The sequence below is a fragment of the Rhizobium sp. YTUHZ045 genome, from assembly GCF_051124255.1.
GTDB lineage: Bacteria > Pseudomonadota > Alphaproteobacteria > Rhizobiales > Rhizobiaceae > Rhizobium.
In genome coordinates, this window is sequence record NZ_CP101433.1 from 35,934 (window position 1) to 60,638 (window position 24,705).

23 protein-coding genes and 4 pseudogenes are annotated in these 24,705 nt (G+C 60.2%); 19 read left to right on the plus strand and 8 right to left on the minus strand.

What is annotated here, in order from left to right:
• Nucleotides 1–37 precede the first annotated feature (37 nt).
• Nucleotides 38–907 carry an EF-hand domain-containing protein gene (locus NMA58_RS22210; RefSeq protein WP_434713954.1) on the minus strand — a complete coding sequence of 290 codons (870 nt, stop codon included), beginning with the start codon at nt 905–907 and terminating at the stop codon, nt 38–40.
• A 162-nt stretch (nt 908–1,069) separates the two neighbouring features.
• Here NMA58_RS22210 and NMA58_RS22215 point away from each other — a divergent pair, with 162 nt between their 5' ends.
• The 11 genes from NMA58_RS22215 to NMA58_RS22265 all read left to right on the plus strand — a co-directional run bounded on the left by NMA58_RS22215 (nt 1,070) and on the right by NMA58_RS22265 (nt 11,383).
• Nucleotides 1,070–1,717, plus strand: a complete 648-nt coding sequence (locus tag NMA58_RS22215) for a TetR/AcrR family transcriptional regulator (RefSeq protein ID WP_430957452.1) — start codon at nt 1,070–1,072, stop codon at nt 1,715–1,717.
• A 209-nt stretch (nt 1,718–1,926) separates the two neighbouring features.
• Nucleotides 1,927–4,110, plus strand: coding sequence for a DUF1217 domain-containing protein (locus NMA58_RS22220; protein WP_430957453.1), 2,184 nt, complete (start codon nt 1,927–1,929; stop codon nt 4,108–4,110).
• A gap of 357 nt (nt 4,111–4,467) precedes the next feature.
• Entirely contained in the window at nt 4,468–5,307 is an 840-nt protein-coding gene (locus NMA58_RS22225) for a transporter substrate-binding domain-containing protein (RefSeq protein WP_430957454.1), read from the plus strand.
• Between the two features lie 162 nt (nt 5,308–5,469).
• Complete coding sequence (locus NMA58_RS22230) at nt 5,470–6,132, plus strand: amino acid ABC transporter permease (protein WP_085781605.1); 663 nt, start codon at nt 5,470–5,472, stop codon at nt 6,130–6,132.
• A gap of 5 nt (nt 6,133–6,137) precedes the next feature.
• A complete protein-coding gene (locus NMA58_RS22235) occupies nt 6,138–6,797 on the plus strand; it encodes an amino acid ABC transporter permease (protein WP_430957455.1) in 660 nt (219 codons plus the stop codon).
• Between the two features lie 11 nt (nt 6,798–6,808).
• Entirely contained in the window at nt 6,809–7,579 is a 771-nt protein-coding gene (locus tag NMA58_RS22240) for an amino acid ABC transporter ATP-binding protein (protein WP_430957456.1), read from the plus strand.
• A 156-nt stretch (nt 7,580–7,735) separates the two neighbouring features.
• A complete protein-coding gene (locus tag NMA58_RS22245) occupies nt 7,736–8,485 on the plus strand; it encodes a GntR family transcriptional regulator (RefSeq protein WP_430957457.1) in 750 nt (249 codons plus the stop codon).
• Nucleotides 8,486–8,489: 4 nt separating this feature from the next.
• Nucleotides 8,490–9,275, plus strand: coding sequence for a transporter substrate-binding domain-containing protein (locus tag NMA58_RS22250; RefSeq protein ID WP_430957458.1), 786 nt, complete (start codon nt 8,490–8,492; stop codon nt 9,273–9,275).
• 77 nt (nt 9,276–9,352) lie between these two features.
• Nucleotides 9,353–10,024: an amino acid ABC transporter permease gene (locus tag NMA58_RS22255; protein WP_085781600.1), complete on the plus strand. Its 672-nt coding sequence runs from the start codon at nt 9,353–9,355 to the stop codon at nt 10,022–10,024.
• On the plus strand, nt 10,021–10,680 hold the full coding sequence (locus tag NMA58_RS22260; protein WP_183698308.1) for an amino acid ABC transporter permease: 660 nt from the start codon (nt 10,021–10,023) through the stop codon (nt 10,678–10,680). Before NMA58_RS22255 ends, NMA58_RS22260 begins: the two co-directional genes overlap by 4 nt.
• A complete protein-coding gene (locus NMA58_RS22265) occupies nt 10,658–11,383 on the plus strand; it encodes an amino acid ABC transporter ATP-binding protein (protein ID WP_434713956.1) in 726 nt (241 codons plus the stop codon). Before NMA58_RS22260 ends, NMA58_RS22265 begins: the two co-directional genes overlap by 23 nt.
• Before the next feature lie 244 nt (nt 11,384–11,627).
• On the opposite strand, the pseudogene NMA58_RS22270 reads toward NMA58_RS22265, so the two are convergent.
• A pseudogene (locus tag NMA58_RS22270) lies at nt 11,628–11,918 on the minus strand (PspA/IM30 family protein); the annotation flags it as partial.
• On the opposite strand from NMA58_RS22270, the pseudogene NMA58_RS22275 reads away from it, so the two are divergent.
• Nucleotides 11,912–12,151, plus strand: a pseudogene (locus NMA58_RS22275) (glutathionylspermidine synthase family protein); the annotation flags it as partial. The pseudogenes NMA58_RS22270 and NMA58_RS22275 sit on opposite strands and share 7 nt — an antisense overlap.
• 42 nt (nt 12,152–12,193) lie before the next feature.
• Here NMA58_RS22275 and NMA58_RS22280 read toward each other — a convergent pair.
• The 4 genes and pseudogenes from NMA58_RS22280 to NMA58_RS22295 all read right to left on the minus strand — a co-directional run bounded on the left by NMA58_RS22280 (nt 12,194) and on the right by NMA58_RS22295 (nt 13,699).
• Nucleotides 12,194–12,488: pseudogene (locus NMA58_RS22280) on the minus strand (type II toxin-antitoxin system RelE/ParE family toxin).
• Complete coding sequence (locus NMA58_RS22285; protein WP_183698306.1) at nt 12,485–12,715, minus strand: type II toxin-antitoxin system ParD family antitoxin; 231 nt, start codon at nt 12,713–12,715, stop codon at nt 12,485–12,487. Before NMA58_RS22285 ends, NMA58_RS22280 begins: the two are co-directional and overlap by 4 nt.
• 133 nt (nt 12,716–12,848) lie before the next feature.
• Nucleotides 12,849–13,196: pseudogene (locus NMA58_RS22290) on the minus strand (PfkB family carbohydrate kinase); the annotation flags it as partial.
• Nucleotides 13,197–13,246: 50 nt separating this feature from the next.
• On the minus strand, nt 13,247–13,699 hold the full coding sequence (locus NMA58_RS22295) for a helix-turn-helix domain-containing protein (protein WP_434713958.1): 453 nt from the start codon (nt 13,697–13,699) through the stop codon (nt 13,247–13,249).
• 346 nt (nt 13,700–14,045) lie between these two features.
• On the opposite strand from NMA58_RS22295, the gene NMA58_RS22300 reads away from it, so the two are divergent.
• From NMA58_RS22300 to scpA, 5 genes are all read left to right on the plus strand, one after another.
• Nucleotides 14,046–15,248, plus strand: coding sequence for an MFS transporter (locus NMA58_RS22300; protein WP_430957460.1), 1,203 nt, complete (start codon nt 14,046–14,048; stop codon nt 15,246–15,248).
• Between the two features lie 293 nt (nt 15,249–15,541).
• A complete protein-coding gene (locus NMA58_RS22305; RefSeq protein ID WP_434713959.1) occupies nt 15,542–16,381 on the plus strand; it encodes a MetQ/NlpA family lipoprotein in 840 nt (279 codons plus the stop codon).
• Nucleotides 16,382–16,469: 88 nt separating this feature from the next.
• Nucleotides 16,470–17,555: a methionine ABC transporter ATP-binding protein gene (locus NMA58_RS22310; RefSeq protein ID WP_434713960.1), complete on the plus strand. Its 1,086-nt coding sequence runs from the start codon at nt 16,470–16,472 to the stop codon at nt 17,553–17,555.
• On the plus strand, nt 17,536–18,189 hold the full coding sequence (locus NMA58_RS22315; protein WP_434713961.1) for a methionine ABC transporter permease: 654 nt from the start codon (nt 17,536–17,538) through the stop codon (nt 18,187–18,189). Before NMA58_RS22310 ends, NMA58_RS22315 begins: the two co-directional genes overlap by 20 nt.
• Nucleotides 18,190–18,305: 116 nt before the next feature.
• Complete coding sequence (scpA, locus tag NMA58_RS22320) at nt 18,306–20,444, plus strand: methylmalonyl-CoA mutase (RefSeq protein WP_434713962.1); 2,139 nt, start codon at nt 18,306–18,308, stop codon at nt 20,442–20,444.
• A 45-nt stretch (nt 20,445–20,489) separates the two neighbouring features.
• Here scpA and NMA58_RS22325 read toward each other — a convergent pair whose 3' ends face one another.
• Nucleotides 20,490–21,650 carry a fumarylacetoacetate hydrolase family protein gene (locus NMA58_RS22325; RefSeq protein WP_434713963.1) on the minus strand — a complete coding sequence of 387 codons (1,161 nt, stop codon included), beginning with the start codon at nt 21,648–21,650 and terminating at the stop codon, nt 20,490–20,492.
• 368 nt (nt 21,651–22,018) lie between these two features.
• On the opposite strand from NMA58_RS22325, the gene NMA58_RS22330 reads away from it, so the two are divergent.
• Together NMA58_RS22330 and NMA58_RS22335 are read left to right on the plus strand one after the other, a co-directional pair.
• Nucleotides 22,019–23,029 (plus strand): Gfo/Idh/MocA family protein, encoded by a 1,011-nt coding sequence (locus NMA58_RS22330; protein WP_434713964.1) that lies wholly within the window; start codon nt 22,019–22,021, stop codon nt 23,027–23,029.
• A 10-nt stretch (nt 23,030–23,039) separates the two neighbouring features.
• Entirely contained in the window at nt 23,040–24,134 is a 1,095-nt protein-coding gene (locus NMA58_RS22335) for a Gfo/Idh/MocA family protein (protein WP_434713965.1), read from the plus strand.
• A 4-nt stretch (nt 24,135–24,138) separates the two neighbouring features.
• Here NMA58_RS22335 and NMA58_RS22340 read toward each other — a convergent pair whose 3' ends face one another.
• Entirely contained in the window at nt 24,139–24,648 is a 510-nt protein-coding gene (locus NMA58_RS22340; RefSeq protein ID WP_434713966.1) for a GNAT family N-acetyltransferase, read from the minus strand.
• Nucleotides 24,649–24,705 lie beyond the last annotated feature (57 nt).

The window sequence follows — 24,705 nt, forward strand, 5'->3', positions numbered from 1 at the left end:
CTCCAGAAACCGCAACGGCGACGACGTCTTGCCGGCGTCAGGCCGCGGACTGTGTGGACAATGAACCGGTGCCTGAGGTGTCGAGCAGATCGAAGAGCTGGCTCGCCTGGCTTTCGGTGACATCGTCAGGCTTGCCGGCCATGAACTCGTCGAGGCTCACCACCCCATCTCCATTCGTATCGAGATCGGAAAGCAGGGAGGCGAACTGGTCTTCGTCCTCGGACGGCGGCGGTCCCTGGGGGTGTCCCGGCTGCTGGGCGGACATGGCCTCGGTCAGCGCATCGACCGACAGCGAACCGGCGCCCTCACTGTCAAAGCTGTCGAACAGCGTTCCTGCCTGATCTTCGCTGACATCGGACGGACGGCCTGCGACGAATTCGGCCTTGCTGACGAGTCCGTCGCCATCGGTATCGAGATCGGAGAGCATGGACGCCAGCTGATCATCATCGCCTGGCGGCGGCGGGGGCGGGCCATCGGGACGTTCCGACCGCTGAGCGGACATCGCCTCGGCAAGTGCATCGACCGACAGCGAACCTGCGCCTTCGCTATCGAAGCTGTCGAACAGTGTTCCGGCCTGATCCTCGCTGACATCGGACGGCCGGGCCGCGACGAACTCGGCCTTGCTCACATAGCCGTCGCCGTCGGTATCCAGATCAGCAACATCCATACCTGTGCCGCCGTCCCCTTCGCCGGTGGAGCCGGACTGGTCGAAACGGTTCATTGCCAGCGTCATCAGCTGGGCCATCAGTTTGTCGGCGCTGCTGGACGTGTCTTCGTCGAGCTGCCCGCTTGCGGTTGATTTTTTTGCTGAAACCGTACTACAGGATAGGATGTCCTGGGATGCGGATGTCGAGCTCTTGTTATAGGAATAGGAAGAGACTGACGTGGCGGCCGAAATGGTCGTCATAAGCGCTCCATCGCTTGAGGGTGGGGATGCAACGCATTACAGAACTGATGAGTTCTCTAAATCGAAATTGCTAATGCCACAACCGAAAAAATCACCCCTCAGAAATAATAGGCTGCTGTTCACGATCGTCGGCATGCACGTCGGCAAAGCGGTCTGATCGTCGTGGATATCGTCGACGAGCCCGCAGATGAGCCGCGCAAAAGAGGCCGGCCTAAAGTCTCCAGCGATGAAGACAAGCGGACGCATATCGTCGAGGTCGCCCGCCGCGTTTTCGTAAAATACGGCTATGCCGGAAGCACGACCGCAGTCGTCGCCTCGGAGGCGGGTGTTTCCAAGCAGACGCTCTACAAGCTGTTTCAGAGCAAGGAAGAGCTGTTTGCCGCCGTCGTCGGCGCGCATCGGCGGCTGATGCTCGACTTGCCGCGGCCTGCCGAAGATATTCCGATCGCGGAAAGTCTCGAGCGGATCTTCATGATCGACATGGATGACGATACGGATTCGGAACGCGCCGGTTTCCTGCAGCTTGTCTTTCGCGAAGCCGCGCAGTTTCCCGAGCTTATCGACATTCTCCAGCGCGAAGGCATACTCGCCAGCCGGCAGCATCTCGCCGACTGGCTGAACGATCGCCGGGCGGAAGGCAGGCTGTCGCTGGATGATCCGGAGAGCGGCGCCCGCATGCTGATGGATATGATCTTTGGCGGCATGGGCCCGCCGGAAGGCCGCGTGCAAGCCTGGCCCGACCGGGCCCTGATGTTGGCCCATCTTCACCGCTGCATCTCGATCTTCGCCGCCGGCGTCGGGGCCGCTTGAACTGATGGTGTAGATCCGTCCATTTCAAGCTTCCAATTCCCGATTGAATGATTTATAGAACTATGGAGTTCCATTAAGTCGATTCGGCCACATGTAGGTGGCTGTGCTTCGCCATGACCGGCGACGACATTCCCGTAAAGACGAAAAGTTCCACCGTGGCCGCCGGCAGGCTTTCGCGCGCGTTGACGCGCCTATGAAGAGGACAGACGTTGGTTTCAACCTATGTAAGCTATCTCGCGGTCGCGCGGAATCTCAACGCCAGTCTCTCCAGTGTGGCTTCCCAGGCAACGGTTGCCCGCGACAGCGCCTATTACAGGGAAAACATCGACAAGGTCACCACCGTCGACGAGTTCATGAGCGATTACAAACTCTATTCCTACGCCATGAAGGCCTACGGCCTCGAAGACATGACCTATGCCAAAGCCTTCATGAAGAAGGTGCTGGAGAGCGACCTCAGCGATTCATCGAGCTTCGCCAACAGCTTGAGCGACGGTCGTTATGCCGAGTTCGCCGCCGCCTTCAAATTCTCCGGCGAGACGAAGACGGCGCAATCAGATGCGCAGCGGGACAGCCTGCTTGACGCTTACGAAGAGTCCTTCGATACCGAGGCCGAGAACATCGAGGATGAGACCGATTATTTCGAGGAGAATATCTCGTCGATCACATCGGTCGACGATTTGCTGTCGAGTTCGCGCCTGAAGAACTATGTGCTGACGGCTTTCGGCCTCAGCACCGAATATACTTCGACCAGCTTTCTGAAGAATGTTCTGACGAGCGATCTCGACGACTCCGAGAGTTTCGTCAACCAGCTCGACGACGATGTCTATGTCAGCCTGGCAGAGGCCTTCAATTTCAGCGAGGACGGCTCGGTCGACGGCGAGGTGATGTCGGAAGACCAGCTATCGCTGGTGACAAGCGCTTATGCCGTGGCATCATCGACGATCGCTTCCACGGAGACCGGGGAGGCTTATGATACTTATTTCGCTGCTCAGATCGGAAACATCACCTCCGTCGATCAATTAATGAGCGACGAGAAGCTGGTGTCCTATCTCAGAACGGCCTACGGTCTTTCCGACACCGAAACAGACAACTTCATTTCCGCGGCCCTGAAAAGCGCCGACACCGCCGACGCGATCGGCTTGTCCGACCTGCACGATGCCTTTAATTTCGATGAGGACGGCGCGCTTGCCGACGGCGACACGGCCCAGACGTCGGAACAGACGGCCGCGACCACGGCGGTCTTCGATGAAAACTACCAGGTGCTGATCGCCAATACCGACACGGAAGATGCGGTTGACAACTATACGACGCGCATTGCCAGCGTCACCTCGATCGACGATTTCCTGGTGTCGAACGCCGATGATGACGATGACGACAACGACGATCTTCCTGAATTATGGGAGATGGCGCTGCGGGCATTTGGCATAGACTCCGGCGAGGTTTCGAAAAGCGAAGTCCGGAAGATCCTCGAAAGTGATCCCAGCGATCCGAAGAGCTATGTCAACAGCTTGAAGGACGATCGGTTCGAGGCGTTTCGCAATGCCTTCAACTTCGACAGCGAAGGCGATGTGACCGTCCCGCTGCAGGCGATGTCGGAATCCGTCGTCGACGACTATGCCGCCTATTACAAGCAGAACAAGATCCGATATCTCGAAGGCGACGAACTGACCGAGGCGGCCGACGCCGCGGACGACGAGATCACCTATTTCCGCGACCAGATGGCGACGATCACCTCTGCCAGCGAGTTTCTCGCCGATGACCGCCTGGTTGCCTTTGCGCTCGAGGCGAAGGGCTTGGATCCGGAGGACGTAACGTCGGACGACCTGGAGAAGATGTTTTCCTCCGATCTCGATGATGAGGACAGCTACGTCAACAAGCTGGATGATCATCGTTTCGCCGAACTCGTCGGCGCGTTCAATTTCGATCAGGACGGCAATATTTCGGCGGACGCTACGGGGACGGTGCAGCAGCGCGGCGATGTGCTGGAGACGGTCGACGCCTATGTCAGGCTGACGCTCGAGGATGATCAGGGTGACAGCAACACCGGCGTTCGCCTCGCACTTTATTTCGAACGCAAAGCGCCGGACATCTCGAGTGCCTATGACATTCTGGGTGACAGCGCGCTGTTCGAATTTTTCACGACGAGCTTCAATCTCTCCAGTTACGTCTCGAACATGGATGTCGATAAACAGGCCGAGATGATCGAGAATTTCATCGACATCAAGGACCTCGCCGATCCGGACAAGGTCGACGATCTGATCAAGCGCTTTACCGCCATGTACGACATGGCCAACGGCACAGGCACCACGTCGACGGCACTTTCCATCTTGACCGGCTCGGCGACGATCAGCGCCGATACGCTGCTTGCGATGGCACAATTGAAAAGCGGCTGAGAAAGTCGCCTCTCCGTTAAAACCCCTTCAAAAGAGACCACGTGGTTAAACCCATCAAGGGCCAGTGAATACTCGCGCTGCACGCCGGCCTGGCGTGCGATGACGCCTATTGCGGTGCCTGAAAGGCTTCCGCTTCCTATATCCTGCCGCCTGGTGCTGGGGCGCCGCTGGTGGGGGTTACCCAAAAATCAACCGCAAAATGCTGCGCTGCCGAAAAAATCGCCAAGCACTCTGCTGCGCGTTTTTTCGGCATGCCCCATTGACAATTCACCGCCGATAGCACTTGATATCGAAATCCAATAAAATAGACAGGTGTCCGGTATATTGGATCATCGAAACATCTACAAGGGGAACGCCATGATCATTTCCTTTCGCACCGGCCTGATGTCGCTGGCCGTCGCCGCCCTGGTGTCGACGCCTGTGCTCGCCGAGGGCAGCAAGCTCGACGAAGTGCTGACCCGCGGCCATCTCGTGCTCGGCACTGGCAGCACCAATGCGCCGTGGCACTTCAAGAGCGCGGACGACAAGCTTCAGGGCTTTGATGTCGACATGGGCCACATCGTCGCCAAGGCCCTGTTCGGCGATCCGGATAAGATCGAATATGTCAACCAGTCTTCGGATGCCCGCATTCCGAACATCACCACCGATAAGGTCGACATCACCTGCCAGTTCATGACCGTTACCGGCGAGCGCGCCCAGCAGGTTGCCTTCACCATTCCCTATTATCGTGAGGGCGTCGGCCTGATGCTCAAGGCGGACGGAAAATATGCCGATTATGCCGCCCTGAAGGCTGCCGGCTCGTCGGTCACCATCTCGGTTCTCCAGAACGTCTATGCCGAGGCTATGGTGCACGCGGCATTGCCGGAAGCGACCGTCGACCAATACGAATCCGTCGACCTGATCTATCAGGCGCTGGAGTCCGGGCGCGCCGATGCCGCCGCCACGGACCAGTCGTCGCTCGCCTGGTACATGACGCAGAACCCGGGACGCTACAAGGATGCTGGTTACGGCTGGAACCCACAGACCTATGCCTGCGCCGTCAAGCGCGGTGATCAGGACTGGCTGAACTTCGTCAACACCGCTCTTCACGAAGCGATGACCGGTGTCGACTTCGACTTTTACGCCAAATCCTACAAGACCTGGTTCGGCAAGGATCTGACGCCGCCGCAGATCGGCTTCCCCGTCGAATTCAAGTGACCGCGATGCGGGACGGGAGCTCGCTCCCGCTCCGCTGAGACAGGATGGTCTTGGTCCAGGTGGGGCTAAGATCTGAGTGCGCTTCTGAATCGAGTGGTGGAGTATGACGCCGTCCGGGCCGCTCACAGGTTCGGCGGCATTCTCCGGTCTGAAAGGACCCGCATGGGTTACACGCTGAATTTCGCTGCCGTCTGGCGCAATTTCGACTTTCTCTTAAGCGGACTTGCCCTCAGCCTCGGCCTTGCCGTGATCTCGATCCTGATCGGGGCCGCAATCGGTCTTGTCGTGGCTTTCGCGCTGACGTCGAGGAGCCGCTTCGCGCTCGTGCCGGCGCGCATCTATGTCACTATCATTCGCAACCTGCCGATTCTCGTCCTGGTGCTTTTCGCCTTTTTCGCGCTGCCGCAGATGGGCTTGCGCCTCGACAAGATGAAAAGCTTCGTGCTGGTTCTCTCGCTCTATTCCGGCGCCTATCTGGCCGAGGTGTTCCGCGCCGGACTGCTGTCGATCCCGAGAGGTCTGACGGAAGCCGGCCTCGCAATCGGCCTGACGGCAATGCAGATCCGAAGCTCGATCATCGCACCGCTGATGTTGCGCAACGTGCTGCCATCGCTCTCCTCGACCATCATCTCGCTCTTCAAGGACACCTCGCTCGCCGCCGCCATCGCCGTGCCCGAGCTGACCTTTGCCGCCCGCAAGATCAATGTCGAGAGCTTCCGCGTCATCGAAACATGGCTGGTTACATCAGCCCTCTATGTCGCGACCTGTTTCCTCATCGCCGCCTTGATGCGCCTCGTCGAGCGCCGTCTGGCCCTGCCGAGATAGTTCCGATGTCTCACACCTTTCTCGAACAACTCTGGATCGCCCGCTACGTCATCATGAACGGCATTGCTATGACCGTGTCGATCTCGCTGCTGGCCATTCTCGCCGGCTCCGTCCTTGGCGTCTTTGTCGGCTTGGCATTGGTTTACGGCGGCTTCGTTTTACGTCTCCTCGTGCGGGCCTATACGGATATCATCCGCGGCACGCCGGTGCTCGTGCTCGTACTGGCAAGCTATTACGTCTCCGCTGCAGTCGGTCTTGATCTCGGACCGTTCTCCGCCGGCGTCCTCGCCCTTGCCGTCTTCTGCTCTTCCCATGTCGGCGAAATCGTGCGCGGAGCGCTTCAGGCGATCCCGAAGGGGCAGACCGAAGCCGCCAAAGCGATCGGTCTGACCTTTACCCAGACCTTCACCTCGGTGCTGTGGCCGCAGGCCATGCGCCAATGTCTGCCGGCCTGGGTGAATACGGCGGCCGAGATGGTGAAAGCCTCGACTCTGCTCTCCGTCATCGGCGTCGCCGAGCTTCTCCTGCGCACGCAGGAGATCATTTCCCGCAATTTCATGAGCCTGCAGTTCTATTTTCTGGCCGGCGGTCTCTATTTCATCGTCAACTACGGCATCGAGCACTTCGGCAAATATGTCGAGCGCAAGACCGCCCTGCCGTCCTGAGGAGCCTACCGATGGCCAAGACCATTCTCGACATCAAGGGTCTGCGCAAGACTTACGGTATCCACGAAGTTCTCAAGGGGGTCGATTGCGCCGTGCAGGAAGGCGAAGTCATCTCCATTATCGGCTCATCCGGCTCAGGCAAGACCACCTTGCTGCGCTGCGTCAACATGCTCGAGGAATTCCAGGGCGGCGCGATCAGACTCGACGGCGAGGAAATCGGCTATCACGTCGACGGCGCGTCGCGGCGGCGCAAGAGCGAGAAGGAGATTGCGCGCCAGCGCGCCCTGACCGGCATGGCTTTTCAGCAGTTCAATCTCTTCCCGCATATGAGTGCGGCCGAAAACGTCATGCTCGGCCTCGTCAAGGTGAAGAAGATGACGAAGCCGGACGCCCGCATCATTGCTGAAAAATGGCTGGACCGGGTCGGCCTTGCCGCCCGCGCCAACCATTATCCCGGTCAGCTCTCCGGCGGCCAGCAGCAGCGTGTCGCAATTGCCCGCGCCATCGCCATGTCGCCGCGGCTGATGTTGTTCGACGAGGTCACCTCAGCCCTCGACCCGGAACTGGTGGGCGAAGTGCTGCAGGTGATCAAGGGGCTGGCCGCCGACGGCATGACCATGCTGCTCGTCACCCACGAGATGCGTTTCGCCTATGAGGTTTCATCCCGCGTTATCTTCATGAACCAGGGCGTCATCTGCGAGGAGGGCGATCCGAAGGAAATGTTCCTGCGTCCGAAGACCGAACGATTGGCAGAATTTCTCAAAACATCGAGCTTCAATTAGACGACGGCGCGGCGATAGGGCAGGGGGAGGGGGGCGCGCTCGCCCAAATTACGTTCAGTCTGCATCCCCGGCAGGCAGATTTCCCGCCAAAAGTCCGAGACAGGTTGATGATCCAGAGCGGGGGGTTTTTGGCACGGGCTTTGCTTTCTGCCTTGTATGCAAGAGAGCCACACATCCGAGACCACGCAGAAATCCATTGAGGCAACGATCGTCTCCGGGATCCTTTCTGCCAAGATCCGGCCGGGCACTCGACTTGGCGAAAATCAGCTGGCAGCGCTCTTCGGCGTGTCGCGAACCCGCGTCCGTGAAGCGATGATGCGTCTGGAGACGCGCGGCATCGTGCATGTCAGCCCCCGGCGCGGCTGGTTCGTCGTCGAGCCCTCCGCTGAGGATGCGATCGCCGTCTATCAGGCGAGGCGTGTCGTCGAGGCCGGATTGCTGCGCAGCATGGCCGTGCTGACGGAGGAGGGACGCAAGGCTCTCGACGCCCATCTGAATGAGGAGAGGAATGCCATGGCGGCGGGCGACCGCCAGCGCCTGACCTATTTGATGGGCGATTTCCATATCCGCATCGCGGAATTGAGCGGGAACCCGATCATCGTCGATATCCTGCGCGACCTGACCGCAAGGACGATCCTCATTTCGATGCTCTATCAATCCGAATTTCATGCGGCGCAGTCCCACGGCGGTCACTGCCGCATTTTCGAGGCCATGCAGGCAGGTGATTTCGTCAGCGCTGCGGAGCTCTCCGTCCAACATCTTGATGAGGTGGAAATGGGCCTCGACTTGACGGCGCGCCCAGATCCGCTCTCGGATCTGCGCAGTTCCCTGTCGCTTCCGCTAAAGGCCGCATCCTCCATCGCCCGGCAATCGGACCCCAAAACCACAACTTCAAAGGAGCAATGAACACATGCTGACAAGACGGATCTTCTTCGCAATCGCAGCCCTGGCCGCGACCTTCAGCTTCACCTCGCCGTCTCACGCCGATGCTCTCGCCGACATCACGGCGCGCGGTACGTTGCGTGTCGCAGTCCCGCAGGATTTCCCGCCTTTCGGCAGCGTCGGCACCGATATGGCGCCGATGGGCTACGACATCGACATGGCCAATCTCATCGCTGAAAAGCTGGGCGTCAAAGCCGAGCTCGTGCCGGTCACCAGCGCCAACCGCGTTCCGTATCTGCAGACGAACAAGGTCGATCTGGTCATATCGAGTCTCGGCAAGAATGCGGAGCGCGAAAAGGTGATCGATTTCTCGGTCGCCTATGCGCCCTTCTTCAACGGCGTGTTCGGGCCGGCCGATCTTTCGGTCGCCAAGGCGGAAGATCTCGCGGGCAAGAGCATCGGCGTCACGCGCGGCGCCGTGGAGGATCTCGAGCTGACGAAGATCGCGCCGGCCGATGCGACGATCAAACGTTACGAGGACAATAACGGCACTATCTCGGCCTTCCTGTCCGGCCAGGTCGATATCATTGCCACCGGCAATGTCGTGGCGGCCGCGATCCTCGCCAAAAATCCTCCCAAGCGCCCCGAGCTGAAGTTCCTCATCAAGAACTCGCCCTGCTACATCGGCCTCAACAAGGAGCAGTCCGCGCTTCTGGAGAAGGTGAACGGTATCGTCGCCGCCGCCAAAGCCGATGGCAGCTTGAATGCCATCTCGCAGAAGTGGCTCGGCGCCGATCTGCCGTCCGATCTTTAAGGAAATCCGGGTCTCGCGCATGTCATCCCGCCTCCGCGGGATGACATGCGCTCCGTCACCGCAAGAGGGGACATTCCTTGAGTTACCATTTCGAATTCGGCTGGCTGCTTGAATATTACCCCCAGATCATTAAGGGCATACTGATCACCCTGGAGCTTATCGCGATTGGCGGTGTGCTCGGCATTTCGCTCGGCATCGTCTGCGCCTGGGTGCGGGCGCTCGGCCCGGTCTGGCTGAAGCCGGTCGTTGCGGCCTATGTCGAACTGATCCGCAACACCCCATTCCTGATCCAGCTTTTCTTCATCTTTTTCGGTCTGCCATCGCTCGGCCTCCAGCTCTCCGAATTGACGGCCGCTAATCTCGCAATGGTCGTCAACCTCGGCGCCTATAGCTGCGAGATCATTCGCGCGGGCATCCAAGCAACGCCGAAAGGCCAGTTCGAGGCGGGCGAGAGCCTCGCCATGACGCGCTTCGAGACCTTCCGCCATGTCGTGCTCGTGCCGTCGCTGCAGCGCATCTGGCCGGCACTATCGTCGCAAGTGGTCATCGTCATGCTCGGCTCAGCGGTCGTATCGCAGATCGCCGCCGAGGATCTGACTTTCGCCGCGAATTTCATCCAATCGCGAACCTTCCGAGCCTTCGAGGCTTACATCGTCTCGACATCAATCTATCTCGCGCTGGCAATCCTGCTCCGGCAGGTGCTGGGCCTGGTTGGCTGGTTCATCTTCCCGAGGAGAGCAGTGCGATGATCACCTTCACGCTTTGGGACATCCTGCGCAACCTGCTGCTCGCCACTCGCTGGACCATTCTTCTATCGCTCGTCTCGTTCATCGGCGGCAGCGTGGTCGGCCTCGGCCTGCTATTCCTTCGCATCAGCAGGCGCAAGGCCGGTCGGGCATTTGCGAAATATTATATCGAGCTCTTCCAGGGTACGCCGCTGCTGATGCAACTCTTCATCGCCTTTTTCGGTCTCGGGCTCTTCGGAATAGACGTCCCGGCCTGGCTGGCGGCGGGACTGGCGCTGATCCTATGGAGCGCCGCCTTTCTCACCGAGATCTGGCGAGGCTGCGTCGAAGCGGTTGCGAAGGGGCAATGGGAAGCCTCCGCCAGCCTCGGCATGGGGCGTCTGCAGCAGATGCGCTACGTCATCCTTCCGCAGGCGCTGAGGATCGCCATACCGCCGACCGTCGGCTTCTCCGTTCAGATCATCAAGGGCACGGCGCTGACCTCGATCATCGGTTTCGTCGAATTGTCCAAGGCCGGCACCGTGGTCACCAACGCCACCTTCCAGCCCTTCACCGTCTATGGGCTCGTCGCGCTCATCTATTTCGCCCTTTGCTGGCCCTTGTCGAAAAGCAGCCAGATCCTGGAGAGGAAGCTCAATGTCACTCATCGAAATCACTGACGTCCGCAAGAGCTACGGATCCAACGAGGTGCTGAAAGGCATCAACCTGAATGTCGAACCTGGCGAGGTCATTGCCATTATCGGCAAGAGCGGTTCGGGCAAATCGACCCTGCTTCGCTGCATCAATGGTCTTGAGACCATTACCAGCGGTTCCATCTCAGTGGCCGGCGCACAGCTCATCGATGACGAAGTCCATTTAAAGGCGCTGCGCCTGAAGGTCGGCATGATCTTTCAGCAATTCAATCTCTTCCCGCATCTGACTGCCGGTGGCAACGTCGTGCTGTCGCAGGCTGTGGTCAAAAAGACACCCAAGGCCGAAGCCGAGGCCACCGCCCGCAAGATGCTGGAGCGTGTGGGGCTGGGTCACAGGTTCGACGCCTATCCTGACGAGCTCTCGGGCGGACAACAGCAGCGCGTCGCCATCGCCCGCGCGCTCGCCATGCAGCCGACCGCCCTTCTTTGCGATGAGATCACCTCGGCGCTCGATCCGGAACTGGTCGCCGAAGTTCTGGCCGTCGTGCGCGAACTTGCCGCCGACGGAATGACGCTGCTGATGGTCACGCACGAGATGAAGTTCGCCCGCGACGTCTGCAGCCGCGTCGTCTTTATGCATCAGGGCCGAGTCCATGAAGCAGGCCGGCCGGAGGACGTCTTCGCCAATCCGCAGACTGCTGAGTTAAAGCAGTTCCTCGGAGTCAGCTAAGTTTACGCAGTGGGATTTCGCCACATGCTGGCGCATGAATGGCCTGATCGAGTGTCGCAGGAACAGTCCGGTGGCCCAGCCTGAGACCAGCTAGGCCGAGCTGGTCGCTGTGAACAAGCTCGATCGGGCAGAGGGAGTGCCCGGATCTGAGATCCGGACGTTCCTGGGACAGCGTGGTGACTTTCCGCGTGCGGCCTCCGTCTTCAGGAATAAATCCGCCGACAGGGCCGCGGCTCCGGATATTATCGGTCCTTGTGGCCGGGCGGCGGGGGAGCAAGACGGGCTCGGCCGAGTGCTTTGGTGCCATCAGCTGTGCAAGGATGTCGTCGGCCGATTCACTTGAACCGCCAATGCCGGCCTCGCGCAGCTGACGATCGAGATCGCTGCCGTTTTCCAGCGCGGCCAGTTCCGCGCCGGCCTCAATGCGCCCGGCCGTCATTTCCTGGCGCGTTTTGATGCGTTCGAGACTTTGGACGGCGCTGCCGAGACGGGTATTGATGCCCGACTGGTTATGGGCAATCGCCGACTGAGCGCGAGAACGTCACGATTTTTCGAGATGGGCGGGAAGCGTTTTCCGCACCGGGCGATTACGCCGACGAAGGTTTTGTCAATCAGGCTTACACCCCGCTTTTCGAAAGCGATAACGGCTTTGCTGTGCTCGGCAGTTGGGTTGCCGGTGATCGCGCCTGCGGTCTTGCCGTTCGCGAAGACCGCTCGCGCATAACGGCCAATCTATCCCGTTTCGTGCCGCACGTTATAATGGAATAGCATTTTACTCCCGCTCAGCACGTAACAATCAAATACGCCGAGCTAATCCGATGCTCCTAAATCCTGCAGCCACGCTGGAATATCCTGCTTGACGTGCAGAACCCGCCACACGTCGACGTGGTCGGCTCGTTCAAGATAGAAGATCATATAAGGAAAACCCTTCAGCGCCGTACAGCGCAGATTGGGCAGACCGAGTTCATATGAGTAGCGCAGTGAACCCCAGTGCATCGATGAAGCCTACCGCTATCTGCGCTCCTGTCATGCGAGCGTAATAGTCCACGGCATTCTCGACATCCCCGCGAGCCGACTGGCGGGGGACGACCGGTTTTGCGGTCACTTGGAGCTTTTTTTCGTTGCGCGCTCGCGCAAGCTATCGAAATAGCTGGCATCGATGGGCTCGGTGGTCTCGGACGACGCACCCTCTAGCAGAAGATTGCGCAACTGCTGCCGATCCCTGTCGCGACGGATGAGTTCGCGCACATACTCGCTGCTCGTGCCATATCCTCGACCGGCGACCTGCTGGTCGACGAAGTGCTTCAAATTGTCCGGCAGCGAGATATTCATAGTGCTCACGGGACCAGGATAGCGAGCATGGCAAAATTTGACAAGGCCGGGCCTTCGTACAGCGGAGGCGCATCTCGCGGTTGGCGAGGACACGACGTCCGGCCTCACCTAATGAACTCGACATCGCTCGCTTCGAAACGCGGACGTTCCAATCCCGTAGAGCATCGCACGCCTCGGCCCGCGTGGGTGCGCCGATGCGTCCGCCGAACACCTGGCATTTGAGAGCCGCGGCGATGGATGACAATCGCATCGTCTCTTCGATCGGCATGCCTTCTGCGATTGCCAGCACGAAAGCGCCGTGGAAGATGTCGCCCGTCGCAAGCGTGTCGATCGCTCTCACCTTCGGAGCGGCAAGGTGACGGATGTCGCCGCTTGGGTCGTCGAACCACAGGGAGCCATTTTCGCCAGCCGTAACGCTGATGAAGGAATGTTCGAATTTCCGCTTCAGCAGACCAACGATCTCGACGAGATCCGCCGTTCCTTGCCAGATCACCCGAGCCCGAGCTCACAGGAGAATTGCCACTTGGCCAGCTACTCCAGAGGCGGACGGGTGATATCCGCTATCGAAGGCAAAGCCGGACCGCTTTCCGCCTGAGCCATCGCTTTCACCAATGCGATGATCGTTTCACGAATATCGGGATTGGCAATCTTCAGAAAGGCGCGGTTAAGCACCAACCCCTCTTTCGTTCGCAGGAATTCTGCGACGGGGTCGGCATTGTCCGGCAGCGTCAACCCCTGAAGGCTCAATGGCTGCGACTCGTTCTGCTCGAAGAAGAAGCTCGGAGAGGTGTGAAGCACTTCGGCGATTCGCTGCAAACGGCTCGCACCAATGCGGTTGATGCCCTTCTCGTATTTCTGAACCTGCTGAAAAGTCACGCCGATCTGCTCGGCGAGCCGCTCCTGGCTCATTCCAAGCAGCTGCCGGCGTGTTCTGATGCGCGCGCCGACGTAACTGTCTATGGCATTCGGTGTCTTGACATTCATCGCGTGTTTTCAGCCTCGATCGGATTTCAATCGGCGCAGCTGTAGTACCCCTGTAAGCAGTTTTCCACGGTTGTTTTCATATAGTATAGCATGCGTGCGATGATCTCGGCTGACTGTGATATGAAAACCCGCGTCCAACACACGGCCAGCGACGCAAGCGCCGGTCGGGCAATAGGCAAATCAAACAAAAGCCGTACCGATCCTGGCCAAACCGGGCTGGTGATCGTTGCCCGGCCTGCGGTAAATATCTTTCAGCGACCGTCGCTCGACAGTCTTGCCAGCCCCGATCGCCCAAATCCATCGAAAATGACGCGGCACTGATCGTGCCTGTGCAGGAGGGATATTGATGGCAACCGTTGCCGAGCGCGCGCCCCGTTTCGAAAAGACGACGATGTCCATTCTGATGGCCGTCAGTTTCTGCCACATGCTGAACGACATCATGCAGTCACTGCTCGCCTCGCTCTATCCATTGTTCAAGGCGAATTACGATCTCGATTTTGTCCAGATCGGCCTCCTGACCATGACGTTCCAGGTCACGGCGTCTCTGCTGCAGCCGGCGGTCGGCATCGTCACCGATCGCTGGCCGATGCCCTATTCGCTGCCAGTCGGCATGGCGAGTACCTTTTGCGGCCTCATTCTGCTCGGCAATGCCGGCAATTTCGCGCTGCTGCTGGTCGCGGCAAGCCTGATCGGTTTTGGCTCGGCGGTCTTCCATCCGGAATCCTCGCGTGTTGCCCGTCTTGCCTCCGGCGGCCGCCACGGTTTCGCGCAGTCCTTTTTCCAGGTCGGCGGCAATGCCGGCCAGGCGATCGGCCCGCTGCTCGCCGCCTTCATCGTGCTGCCGCTCGGGCAACACAGCGTCTCCTGGTTTGCCGCCATCGCCATGATCGGCATGGTCGTGCTGAGCTGGGTGGGCAGCTGGTATATGAGCCACAGGCGTCAAAACGCCAGCAAACCGGCTGTCAGCCGAACTCTGCCGCTGCCGCAGAACCGCGTCATCTGGGCGCTGCTGATCCTGGTGCTGCTGACGGCGACGAAAAATGTCTACATGGCGAGCGTCTCGAGCTACTTCACCTTTTATGTCATCGACAGGTTCGAACTCAGCGTGCAGCAGGCGCAGCTGATGCTTTTCCTGTTTCTCGGCTCGGTCGCCGTCGGCACGTTCCTCGGCGGACCGATCGGCGACCGCTTCGGTGCGCGTTTCGTCATCTGGTTTTCGATCCTCGGCGTCATTCCCTTCGCGTTGCTGCTGCCCTATGCCAATCTTTTCTGGACGTGCGTGCTCAGCATCGTTATCGGCCTGGTCTTCGCGTCCGCCTTCTCGGCGATCGTCGTCTTCGCGCAGGAACTGGTGCCCGGCCGCGTCGGGCTGATTGCCGGCGTCTTCTTCGGCTTTGCATTCGGGGCAGGGGGGCTAGGTGCTGCGCTGCTTGGCGATTTTGCCGACACTCACGGCATCGCCTTCGTCTACCGCATCTGCTCCTACCTGCCGCTGCTCGGCCTGCTGACCGTCTTCCTGCCGCGTATTCCGAAACAGACGCGGGCCTGAGGCCATCCCCGACGTCGCGATTGGCATATCGAGCTCCGGAAGTGGCTCGTCCTTTGGCCGCCGTGGATGGAAACGGCGACCGGAGGCGCGTTCTCCTTCTTTAGAATCTGCTCACAAGCCGCAATTAATCCATAAATTTGATGGAAAATTTATGCTGCCAGTATTGATGGCACGGCAAGAGTTTTTCCGACCCTTCCTGGACATCAGACAATCTTGCTTCGCCCGCGATCCAGCCTTTTGACATGATCAGCCGGCTCGGGGCGCTCGGCCTCATCAGTCAGACGGGATATAAAATGACCAAGAACAAAAAACTTCACGGCCTCCATTTTTCGCGCCGCGCGGCTCTTGCGGCCGCCGCTGTTTCCGCAGCTGCCCTTTTTATCTTTGCCGCACCGGCACCCTCCTTTGCCGAGGACAAGTCGATCAAGGTCGGAATCATGGCCGGCGAGGATGAGGATGTATGGCGGGTGGTGACCAGCGAAGCCACCAAAAAGGGCCTCAAGATCGAGACCGTCATCTTCAACGACTACACTCAGCCGAACGAAGCGCTGGAGCGCGGCGAAATCGACGCCAATGCCTTCCAGCACAAGCCCTATCTGGACAACCAGGTTCAGCAGCACGGCTATCATATCGTCCCCGTCGGCTATACCGGCGTCTGGCCGATCGGCCTCTATAGCAAGAAGCACAAGGCCGTCGCCGAGATCCCCGAAGGCGCCGTCATCGGCGTGCCGAACGATCCCTCGAACGAAGGTCGGGCGCTGCGGGTTCTACAGAATGAAGGCCTGATCAAGCTGAAGGACGGCACCGGCATTCTTGCGACCGTTGCCGATATCAGCGACAATCCGAAGAAGATCGAGATCAAGGAGCTCGATGCCGGCATCGTCGGCCGTTCGATCGACGACCTCGACGCCGGCGTCGTCAACACCGACTGGGCGCTGAAGAGCGGACTTTCTCCGGCCGAGCGCATTGCGCAGGAGCCGATCGCCGACAACCCGTACCGCAACTTCATCGCTGTCAAAGAAGAGAACAAGGATGCGGACTGGGTCAAAACGCTGGTATCATCCTACCAGAACGACACCGTCAAAGCCGAGTTCGACAAGGTATACAAGGGGACGGGTCTCAGCGCCTATTGATCCGAAACTGGGCCGCAGTTAAGGCCTGCCGAAAGGCGGCCCGGGCGTTCCTGCCGGGGCCGCCTTCAATATTTGCAGGGATAAGTACATGAACTCCGTTGTTTCCAGGGCGGCGATCGAGCCGCGGCCGCAGGCGGCAGCCGAAGAGGTGGTGAGGCTTATCGACGTGAAGCGTCGGTTCGGGACCACGCCGGCACTTGACGGTATTTCACTGAGCGTGATGAGGGGCGAGATCCTCGGCATTATCGGCCGTAGCGGCGCCGGCAAGTCGACGCTGATCCGCTGCCTGAACGGGCTGGAACGCGCCGACAGCGGCGAAATCCGCATCGACGGCCGCGATATAACCGGGCTTCAAGAGCAGGAACTGCAGCCGCTGCGCCGCCGCATCGGCATGATCTTTCAGCACTTCAACCTGCTTTCGGCCAAAACGGTGGAGGACAATGTTGCCCTGCCGCTGAAGATCGAGGGTATTGCCAAGGCCGAGCGCCTGAAGCGCGCCCATGAACTTCTCGAGCTCGTCGGACTCGCCGACAAGGCGCAAGCCTATCCCGCCTCGCTCTCCGGTGGGCAGAAACAACGCGTCGGCATCGCCCGGGCGCTGGCGGCGCGCCCGGCGCTACTTCTCTCGGACGAGGCGACATCGGCCCTCGACCCTGAGACAACACGATCGATCCTGACCCTGCTCAAGGATATCAATCGTAAGCTCGGACTGACCATTCTCCTGATCACGCATGAGATGGAAGTGGTGCGCGGCATTGCCGATCGTGTTGCGGTCATCGATGCCGGACGGATCGTCGAGGAGGGCCAGGTCTGGTCGGTCTTCGCCAATCCGCAAACTGACATCACCAGGAGCTTGCTTGGCGGCATCCGCCCGCAACTTCCCGATCACATTCTCGGCCGGCTGTCGGCGACGACGGGCAGTGAAGTGATCCTCAGTGTCGATCTTGCCGGGCCGCAAGCGCAGGGGGCGCTGTTTGCCGAACTCTCCGCGGCTCTGCCGCATTCCTTCCGCCTCGTCCATGGCGGCATCGACCATATTCAGAACCAGCCGGTGGCGCGGTTCTTCATCGCCGTTCCCGCGCGCGACCCAGCGCTTGCCGGAAAGGTCGAACAATTCCTGACGGCCCGGTCCGCCCGGGTGGAGGTGCTTGGTTATGACGCCGATCATGCTTGAACTGCTTCTTCGCTCCCTTTGGGAGACGGTCCTGATGACTGTCGCCTCGGGGGTGATTTCGCTCGTCGCAGGTCTGCCGCTCGGCCTTGCCCTCGTCGTCACGGCGCGCGGCGGCATCGCCGAAAACCTCTGGATCAACCGCATCCTCGGCGCCGTCATCAACGGCTTCCGCTCGGTGCCATTCATCATCCTGCTGGTGGCGCTGATCCCGCTGACGCGGCTGATCGTCGGCACCGCGCTCGGCACCGGGGCCGCCATCGTGCCGCTCGCCATCGCCGCGACACCCTACTATGCGCGCATCGCAGAGGTGTCGTTGCGAGAGGTCAACCGCGGGCTGATCGATGCCGTGCGCGCCATGGGCGGCAATCGCTGGACCATCATTCGCGAGGTGCTGGTGCCTGAAGCGCTGCCGGGCATCGTCGCCGGCTTCACCGTCACCCTGGTGACGCTGATCGGCGCCTCGGCCATGGCGGGCGCGATCGGCGCCGGCGGCCTCGGCGATCTTGCCATTCGCTATGGCTATCAGCGCTTCGAAACCAATGTCATGATCGCAGTGGTCGCCGTCCTCGTCATCCTCGTCTGCGGCATCCAATGGCTCGGCGACCGACTAATCGCCAAGCTCGACCACAGATAGGTCACAGTCGGAGGCTTGCGGCGGGTGAATGGCGTGCTGTGTTAATTGTCCTAAGGCTGTATCGCGTGATCCACCTATGAAGTGATAAGGTGGCGATGAAGCAGCCGGAGGAACGCATGACGAAGAAGACGCTGTCGGATTGGGCGGAGCTTGCGCAGAAGGAGCTGCGCGCCTCACCCGAGACACTGACCTGGCACACGCCGGAAGGCATCGCTGTCAAGCCGCTCTATACCGCTGAGGACCTCGAAGGCGCCGCGCACCTCGGCTCGCTGCCGGGTTTTGCACCCTTTACCCGCGGACCGCGCGCGACAATGTATGCCGGCCGGCCATGGACCATTCGCCAATATGCCGGCTTCTCCACAGCAGAGGAATCGAACGCCTTTTATCGCCGCAATCTCGCTGCCGGCCAGAAGGGCCTGTCGGTCGCCTTCGATCTTGCCACCCATCGCGGTTATGACAGCGACCACCCTCGCGTCGAGGGCGATGTCGGCAAGGCGGGCGTCGCGATCGACAGCGTAGAGGACATGAAAATCCTGTTCGACGGCATTCCGCTTGGTGACATGTCGGTCTCAATGACCATGAACGGCGCCGTCATTCCGATCCTCGCTTCCTTCATCGTCGCCGGCGAAGAGCAGGGCGTGCCGAGGGCCGAGCTGTCGGGAACCATTCAGAACGACATCCTCAAGGAGTTCATGGTCCGCAACACCTATATCTATCCGCCAGAACCTTCGATGCGGATCGTTGCCGACATCATCGACTATACGGCAAGGGAGATGCCGAAATTCAACTCGATCTCGATCTCCGGCTATCACATGCAGGAGGCCGGCGCGACGCTGGTCCAGGAGCTTGCCTTCACGCTGGCCGACGGCCGCGAATATGTCAGGGCGGCAATTGCCAAGGGTCTCAACGTCGATGATTTCGCCGGAAGACTCTCCTTCTTCTTTGCGATCGGCATGAACTTCTTCATGGAGGCGGCGAAGCTGCGCGCCGCCCGGCTGCTCTGGGCCCGCATCATGGAGGAGTTCCGGCCGAAGAAGGCATCCTCGCTGATGCTTCGCACCCATTGCCAGACCTCCGGCGTTTCATTGCAGGAGCAGGATCCCTACAACAACATCATCCGCACTGCCTTCGAGGCGATGTCGGCCGTGCTCGGCGGCACGCAGTCGCTGCACACCAACTCCTTCGACGAGGCGATTGCGCTGCCGACGGAATTCTCCGCCCGCATCGCCCGCAACACCCAGCTAATCCTCCAGCATGAAACCGGAGTGACCAAGGTGGTCGATCCGCTGGCGGGCTCCTATTATGTCGAGAGCCTGACGAAGGAACTCGCCGACAAGGCCTGGGCTCTAATCGAGGAGGTGGAAGCGCTTGGCGGCATGACGAAGGCTGTCAACGACGGTTTGCCGAAGCGGCTGATCGAGGAAGCGGCGGCGCGCCGCCAGGCCGCCGTCGACAAGGGCGAGGAGGTCATCGTCGGGGTTAACCGCTACAGGCTCGACAACGAACAGCCGATCGACATTTTGGAGATCGACAACAGCGCAGTGCGCAACGCGCAGATCCGCCGCATCGAGGAGACGAAGCGGCGGCGCGATAGCAGCGCCGTGCGCGAAACGCTGGCCGCCTTGGCAGAAACCGCACGCAGCGGCAAGGGCAATCTGCTGGCGGCCGCCATCGAGGCGGCGCGGGCCCGCGCCACTGTCGGCGAGATATCGGATGCGATGCGCGCTGCCTTTGGTGATCATGCCGCGACACCTGATGTCATCAGGGGAGTCTATGGCGAAGCCTATGACAATGAGCCGGAACTTGCCGTCCTGAGGGAGCGTATGGCAGAGGTGACGGAAGCGATGGGATACCGGCCGAAAATCATGGTCGCCAAGCTTGGTCAGGACGGGCACGACCGGGGCGCTAAAGTGATCGCCTCGGCCTTCGGCGACATCGGCTTCGACGTGCTCGCCGGTCCGCTGTTTCAGACGCCTGACGAGGCTGTCGAGTTGGCGCTTGATCGAAAGGTCAATGTCGTCGGCGTCTCGTCGCTCGCCGCAGGCCACAGGACGCTGCTGCCGCAGTTGGTCGAGAGGCTCAGGGAAAAGGGTGGCGACGATGTCATCGTCGTCTGCGGCGGCGTCATCCCACGACAGGACTATGAATTCCTCCATGAACACGGCGTTGCGGCCGTGTTCGGCCCGGGCACGAACGTTCTGGAAGCGGCAAACTCCGTTCTCGACCTGCTAGAGGGCAAACGGCGAAACCAGTAGTTCATAAAATCTGCGCAGCCGGAGGCAACCCGCTGCGCACTTTGCTTAGAGCAACCCGCGCGTCGCAAGGTTGCGCATCAGCGCCGATATGCCGAAGATCCACGGCGGGCATTCGGTGGAGAGGCGCACGGTATTGACGAGCTTGCCGAGCCCGGCCGAGGAAATCTCGACGACATCACCGATCTTGTGCGTGAAGCCTTGCTTCGGCGCATCACGGTCCTGCGTTGGCGCAAACAGCGTTCCGAGAAAGAGCATGAAACCATCGGGGTATTGATGATGAGGGCCAAGCGTCTGTTTGACGAGATCGGTCGGGTCCCGGCTGATCTGCGACATCGAGCTTTTCCCATGCATCACGAAGCCGTCCTGCCCCGTTACTTTCAGATCGAGTTCGGCCCTGCGCACCTCATCCAGCCCATAACCGCCATCGAACAGACGGACGAAAGGTCCGATCGAGCAGGACGCATTGTTGTCCTTGGCCTTGCCGAGCAGGAGCGCCGAGCGCCCTTCGACATCGCGAAGGTTGACGTCATTACCGAGCGTCGCACCCTTGATTTCACCGCGGCTGTTGACCGCGAGCACGATTTCCGGCTCCGGATTGTTCCAGGTCGAGATCGGATGCAGGCCGACATCGGCACCCCAGCCGACCGAAGAGAGCACCGGCGCCTTGGTGAAGACCTCGGCATCGGGGCCGATGCCGACCTCAAGATATTGCGACCACATGCCCTCGTCGATCAGCGCTTGCTTGACCTTGGCGGCCTCGGGCGAACCGGCCTTGAGGTTGGTGAGACTGCCGCCGATCAGCGCGCTAACGCGCTCACGGATCGAGGCGGCACGATCGGGATTGCCGGCCGCCTTCTCCTCGATGACGCGTTCGATCATCGACTGGGCAAAGGTGACGCCGCAGGCCTTGACCGCCTGCAGGTCGGCGGGCGCTAGGAGGTAGGGCCGTCCGGCATCCGGTTTTCCGGTGCTGTTGGCGGCAATCTCCTCTAGAGGACCGATCTCCTTGCCACTTGCGGCTCGGACGAAGCCCGCGGCATTCTGGCTCTCGAACAGAGCGCTCAGCGTCGGCGCCTCGTGCGAGGTGATGTCGATGAGCACTCCGTCACGAAGCGTCACGATGCTCGGGCCGGCAACTTCGGGATTCCAGACGCGCCCGACAAAAATTCCGCCGGAAGCGGCAGCATCGAGAAGGGGATGAGACATGGTGATCCTCCGTTACAGGCAGCGGCGAGCGCTCTTGAAAATATTCCGAGATTGTCGCCGCCCTCCAGCCCGGCGGCCGCCGAAATCGATCACATTCGGCCGAACGGAGCAAGATAGGCGGGGGAAAAAGACTTTTGCCGGATTGGATTGAAAAGCGGATCTGCTGCCTGCATCAATTCGAATGAAGGTCATAAATAACTATTTAGATACATAATAAGCTTTATTTTTCAGATGGTTGAATACGAACACTGGCGATTTCACCCCCCAGCTTGCCTTGACAGGAGCCAGCTTTCGTTATCTGTTTTGGCAGATATGGAGGATGCCGGCAGCAGCCGGCCGCACGAAAATCCCGGGAGGATATTGCAGCGATGTTGAGATTTGCCGTCGTCGGAATCGACCATGGGCATACGTTCGATCACGTGAAGGGACTGCTCGCCGCAGGCGGCGAGTTCGTCGGCTATTGCCCGCAGACCTCCGTGCCGGCATTGCGGGAAGCTCTCGAGAAGACCTATCCCGATGCGCCGCAGATCGACCGGGAGAAACTGTTCGACGATCCCTCGATCGACGTCATCTGCATTTCCGCCATTCCGCGCGACCGGGCCGGGCTCGCCATCCGCGCGATGAAAGCGGGCAAGGACGTGATGACCGACAAGCCGGGTGTGACGACCTTTGCCCAGCTCGAAGAGGTCAAGCGCACCGTTGCCGAGACCGGCAAGATCTTCTCCATCTGCTTTTCCGAGCGCCATTGCGTGCGCTCCGCCGTCAAGGCAGGCAAGCTGGTTAAGGAAGGTGCGATCGGCAAGGTCATTCAGACGCTCGGCGTCGGTCCGCACCGGCTGCAGTTGCCGACCCGACCCGATTGGTTCTTCGATCCGGAATATTTCGGCGGCATCATCGTCGACATCGCCTCGCACCAGGTCGATCAGTTCCTGTTCTATACCGGCTCGACCTCGGGCGAAGTCATCGCCAGCTCGATCGGTAATTTCGGCATGCCCGATAAACCCGCCTTCCAGGATTTCGGCGAGGTGCTGCTGCGCTCCGACAAGGCGGCCGGTTATGTCAGAGTCGACTGGTTCACCCCGGAGGCGCTGCCGACCTGGGGCGACGGCCGCCTCACCATCCTCGGTACGGAGGGTTATATCGAGCTGCGCAAATATATCGATATTGCCGGTCGGCCGGGCAAGGATCACCTCTTCCTCGTCAATGGCAAAGAGATGACCCATATCGATTGCAGCAGTGAGAAGCTCGATTATTTCGACGCGTTCACCGCCGATGTCGCGAACCGCACGCAAACGGCGATGACGCAGGATCACGTTTTCGAAGTCTGCCGGCTTTCGCTCGAAGCCCAGACGAAAGCCGCGCGTATCGGCGCTCGCTGAGGAGGATATCATGGCCAGAAAATTACGCGTCGGCGTTATCGGCGCTGGTATTGCCGCGCGGCACCTGACGGGCTTCGGCTGGAACAAGGATCTCTTCGAGGTTCCCGTCCTTTGCTCGCTCGACGAGGATCGCGGCCGGGCGCTGTGCGACGAATTCGCCATTGCGGAATATACGCAGGATGCGGATTCGCTGTTTGCCCGGAAGGATCTCGACATCATCGACATTTCGACGCCACCGAGCTCGCATTTCGAACTCTGCCGCAAGGGAATCGAATCCGGCAAGCATGTGATCTGCGAGAAGCCGCTCTTCGGCTCGATTGCCGAAGTCGATGAGATGGGCCGCATCCTCGCCCGCTTCCCGGGCAGGAAGCTGATGCCGATCTTTCAGTATCGCTACGGCTCCGGCCTGCAGAAGCTGAAACTGCTGATCGAGCAGGGCCTTGCCGGCAAGCCGTTCCTGACGACGATCGAGACCCATTGGTGGCGCGGCCCGGATTATTACGCCGTGCCGTGGCGCGGCAAATGGGCGAGCGAACTCGGCGGCGGCCTTCTCGGCCACGCGATCCATGCCCATGACATGCTGAATTATGTGCACGGTCCCTGCGCCGAAGTATTTTCCTATGGGGCGACGCTGGTCAATCCGATCGAGGTCGAGGATACGGCCGCCCTCTCGGTGAGAATGCAGAATGGCTCGCTGGCGACGCTGTCGATGACGCTCGGCTCGCGCAAGGAAATCTCACGGCTGCGTTTCTGCTTCAGCGATCTCGTCGCCGAGAGCATCCTCGAACCCTATACGATGGGCCGCGATCCCTGGGTCTTTACCGCCGGAACCGAAGAGCACCAGGCGCGGGTCGATGCGGCGCTCGCCGCCTATGTGCCGGGCGAGGATGGTTATACCCGCCAGTTCGAGCTTTTCCACAGGGCGATCGTCGAGGACACGGAACCGCCGGTGACGTTGCAGGATGCCCGCAATTCGCTGGAGCTGGTGACGGCCGCTTATTTCTCACAGCGCACCGGCCGGCCGACGCCGATGCCGATTGCCGCCGATCATCCGCTCTATCGCTCCTGGCTCCCGGAAGAACAGCGTAGGTCCGACGGCCTCTGAACGATTACGCGGTGGATGCCGGGCGGCGCTTGGCATCCACCCTGAAACGCTTCTTGATCCGATCGACCGGCGTTCCGTCCAAAAGCGGGACCTGAATGAGCCGGTCATAAGGCTCAAAGCCCATCTTTGTGTAATAGGCAAGACCTCCGACATTGTCGGCACGAATGGTCGCATTGATGAATTCAAGCCCGAGTTCCTCGGCTGCTGCCAGTGTCGCCGGAAAAAGGGCGCTGCCGACGCCGGAAATTTTGGGGTTCATGCGGGCAAATGTTGCGATATCCGCATAACCTTTCGGCGGATCGCCGAAGAGACTCAACGACTGGAAGCCGGCAAGCGACCGATCATGCTCCGCGACATGACAGATAAGGGGGAACTCGCCGTCGATGAACCAATCCGCGAATTCCGCAGCCGTCAACGGCGTCTCGAGTGCGGTTGTTCCGCCGGCCAGGATGAGTTCGTTCAGGAGACTGCACAGCTCCTCCGCGTCGGCGGATGCCGCCCTTCGAATATGCATATGGTTCTGACCCCGTTTTTACTCCCACCGTACAGGTGACGTCCACAGAGCACAACC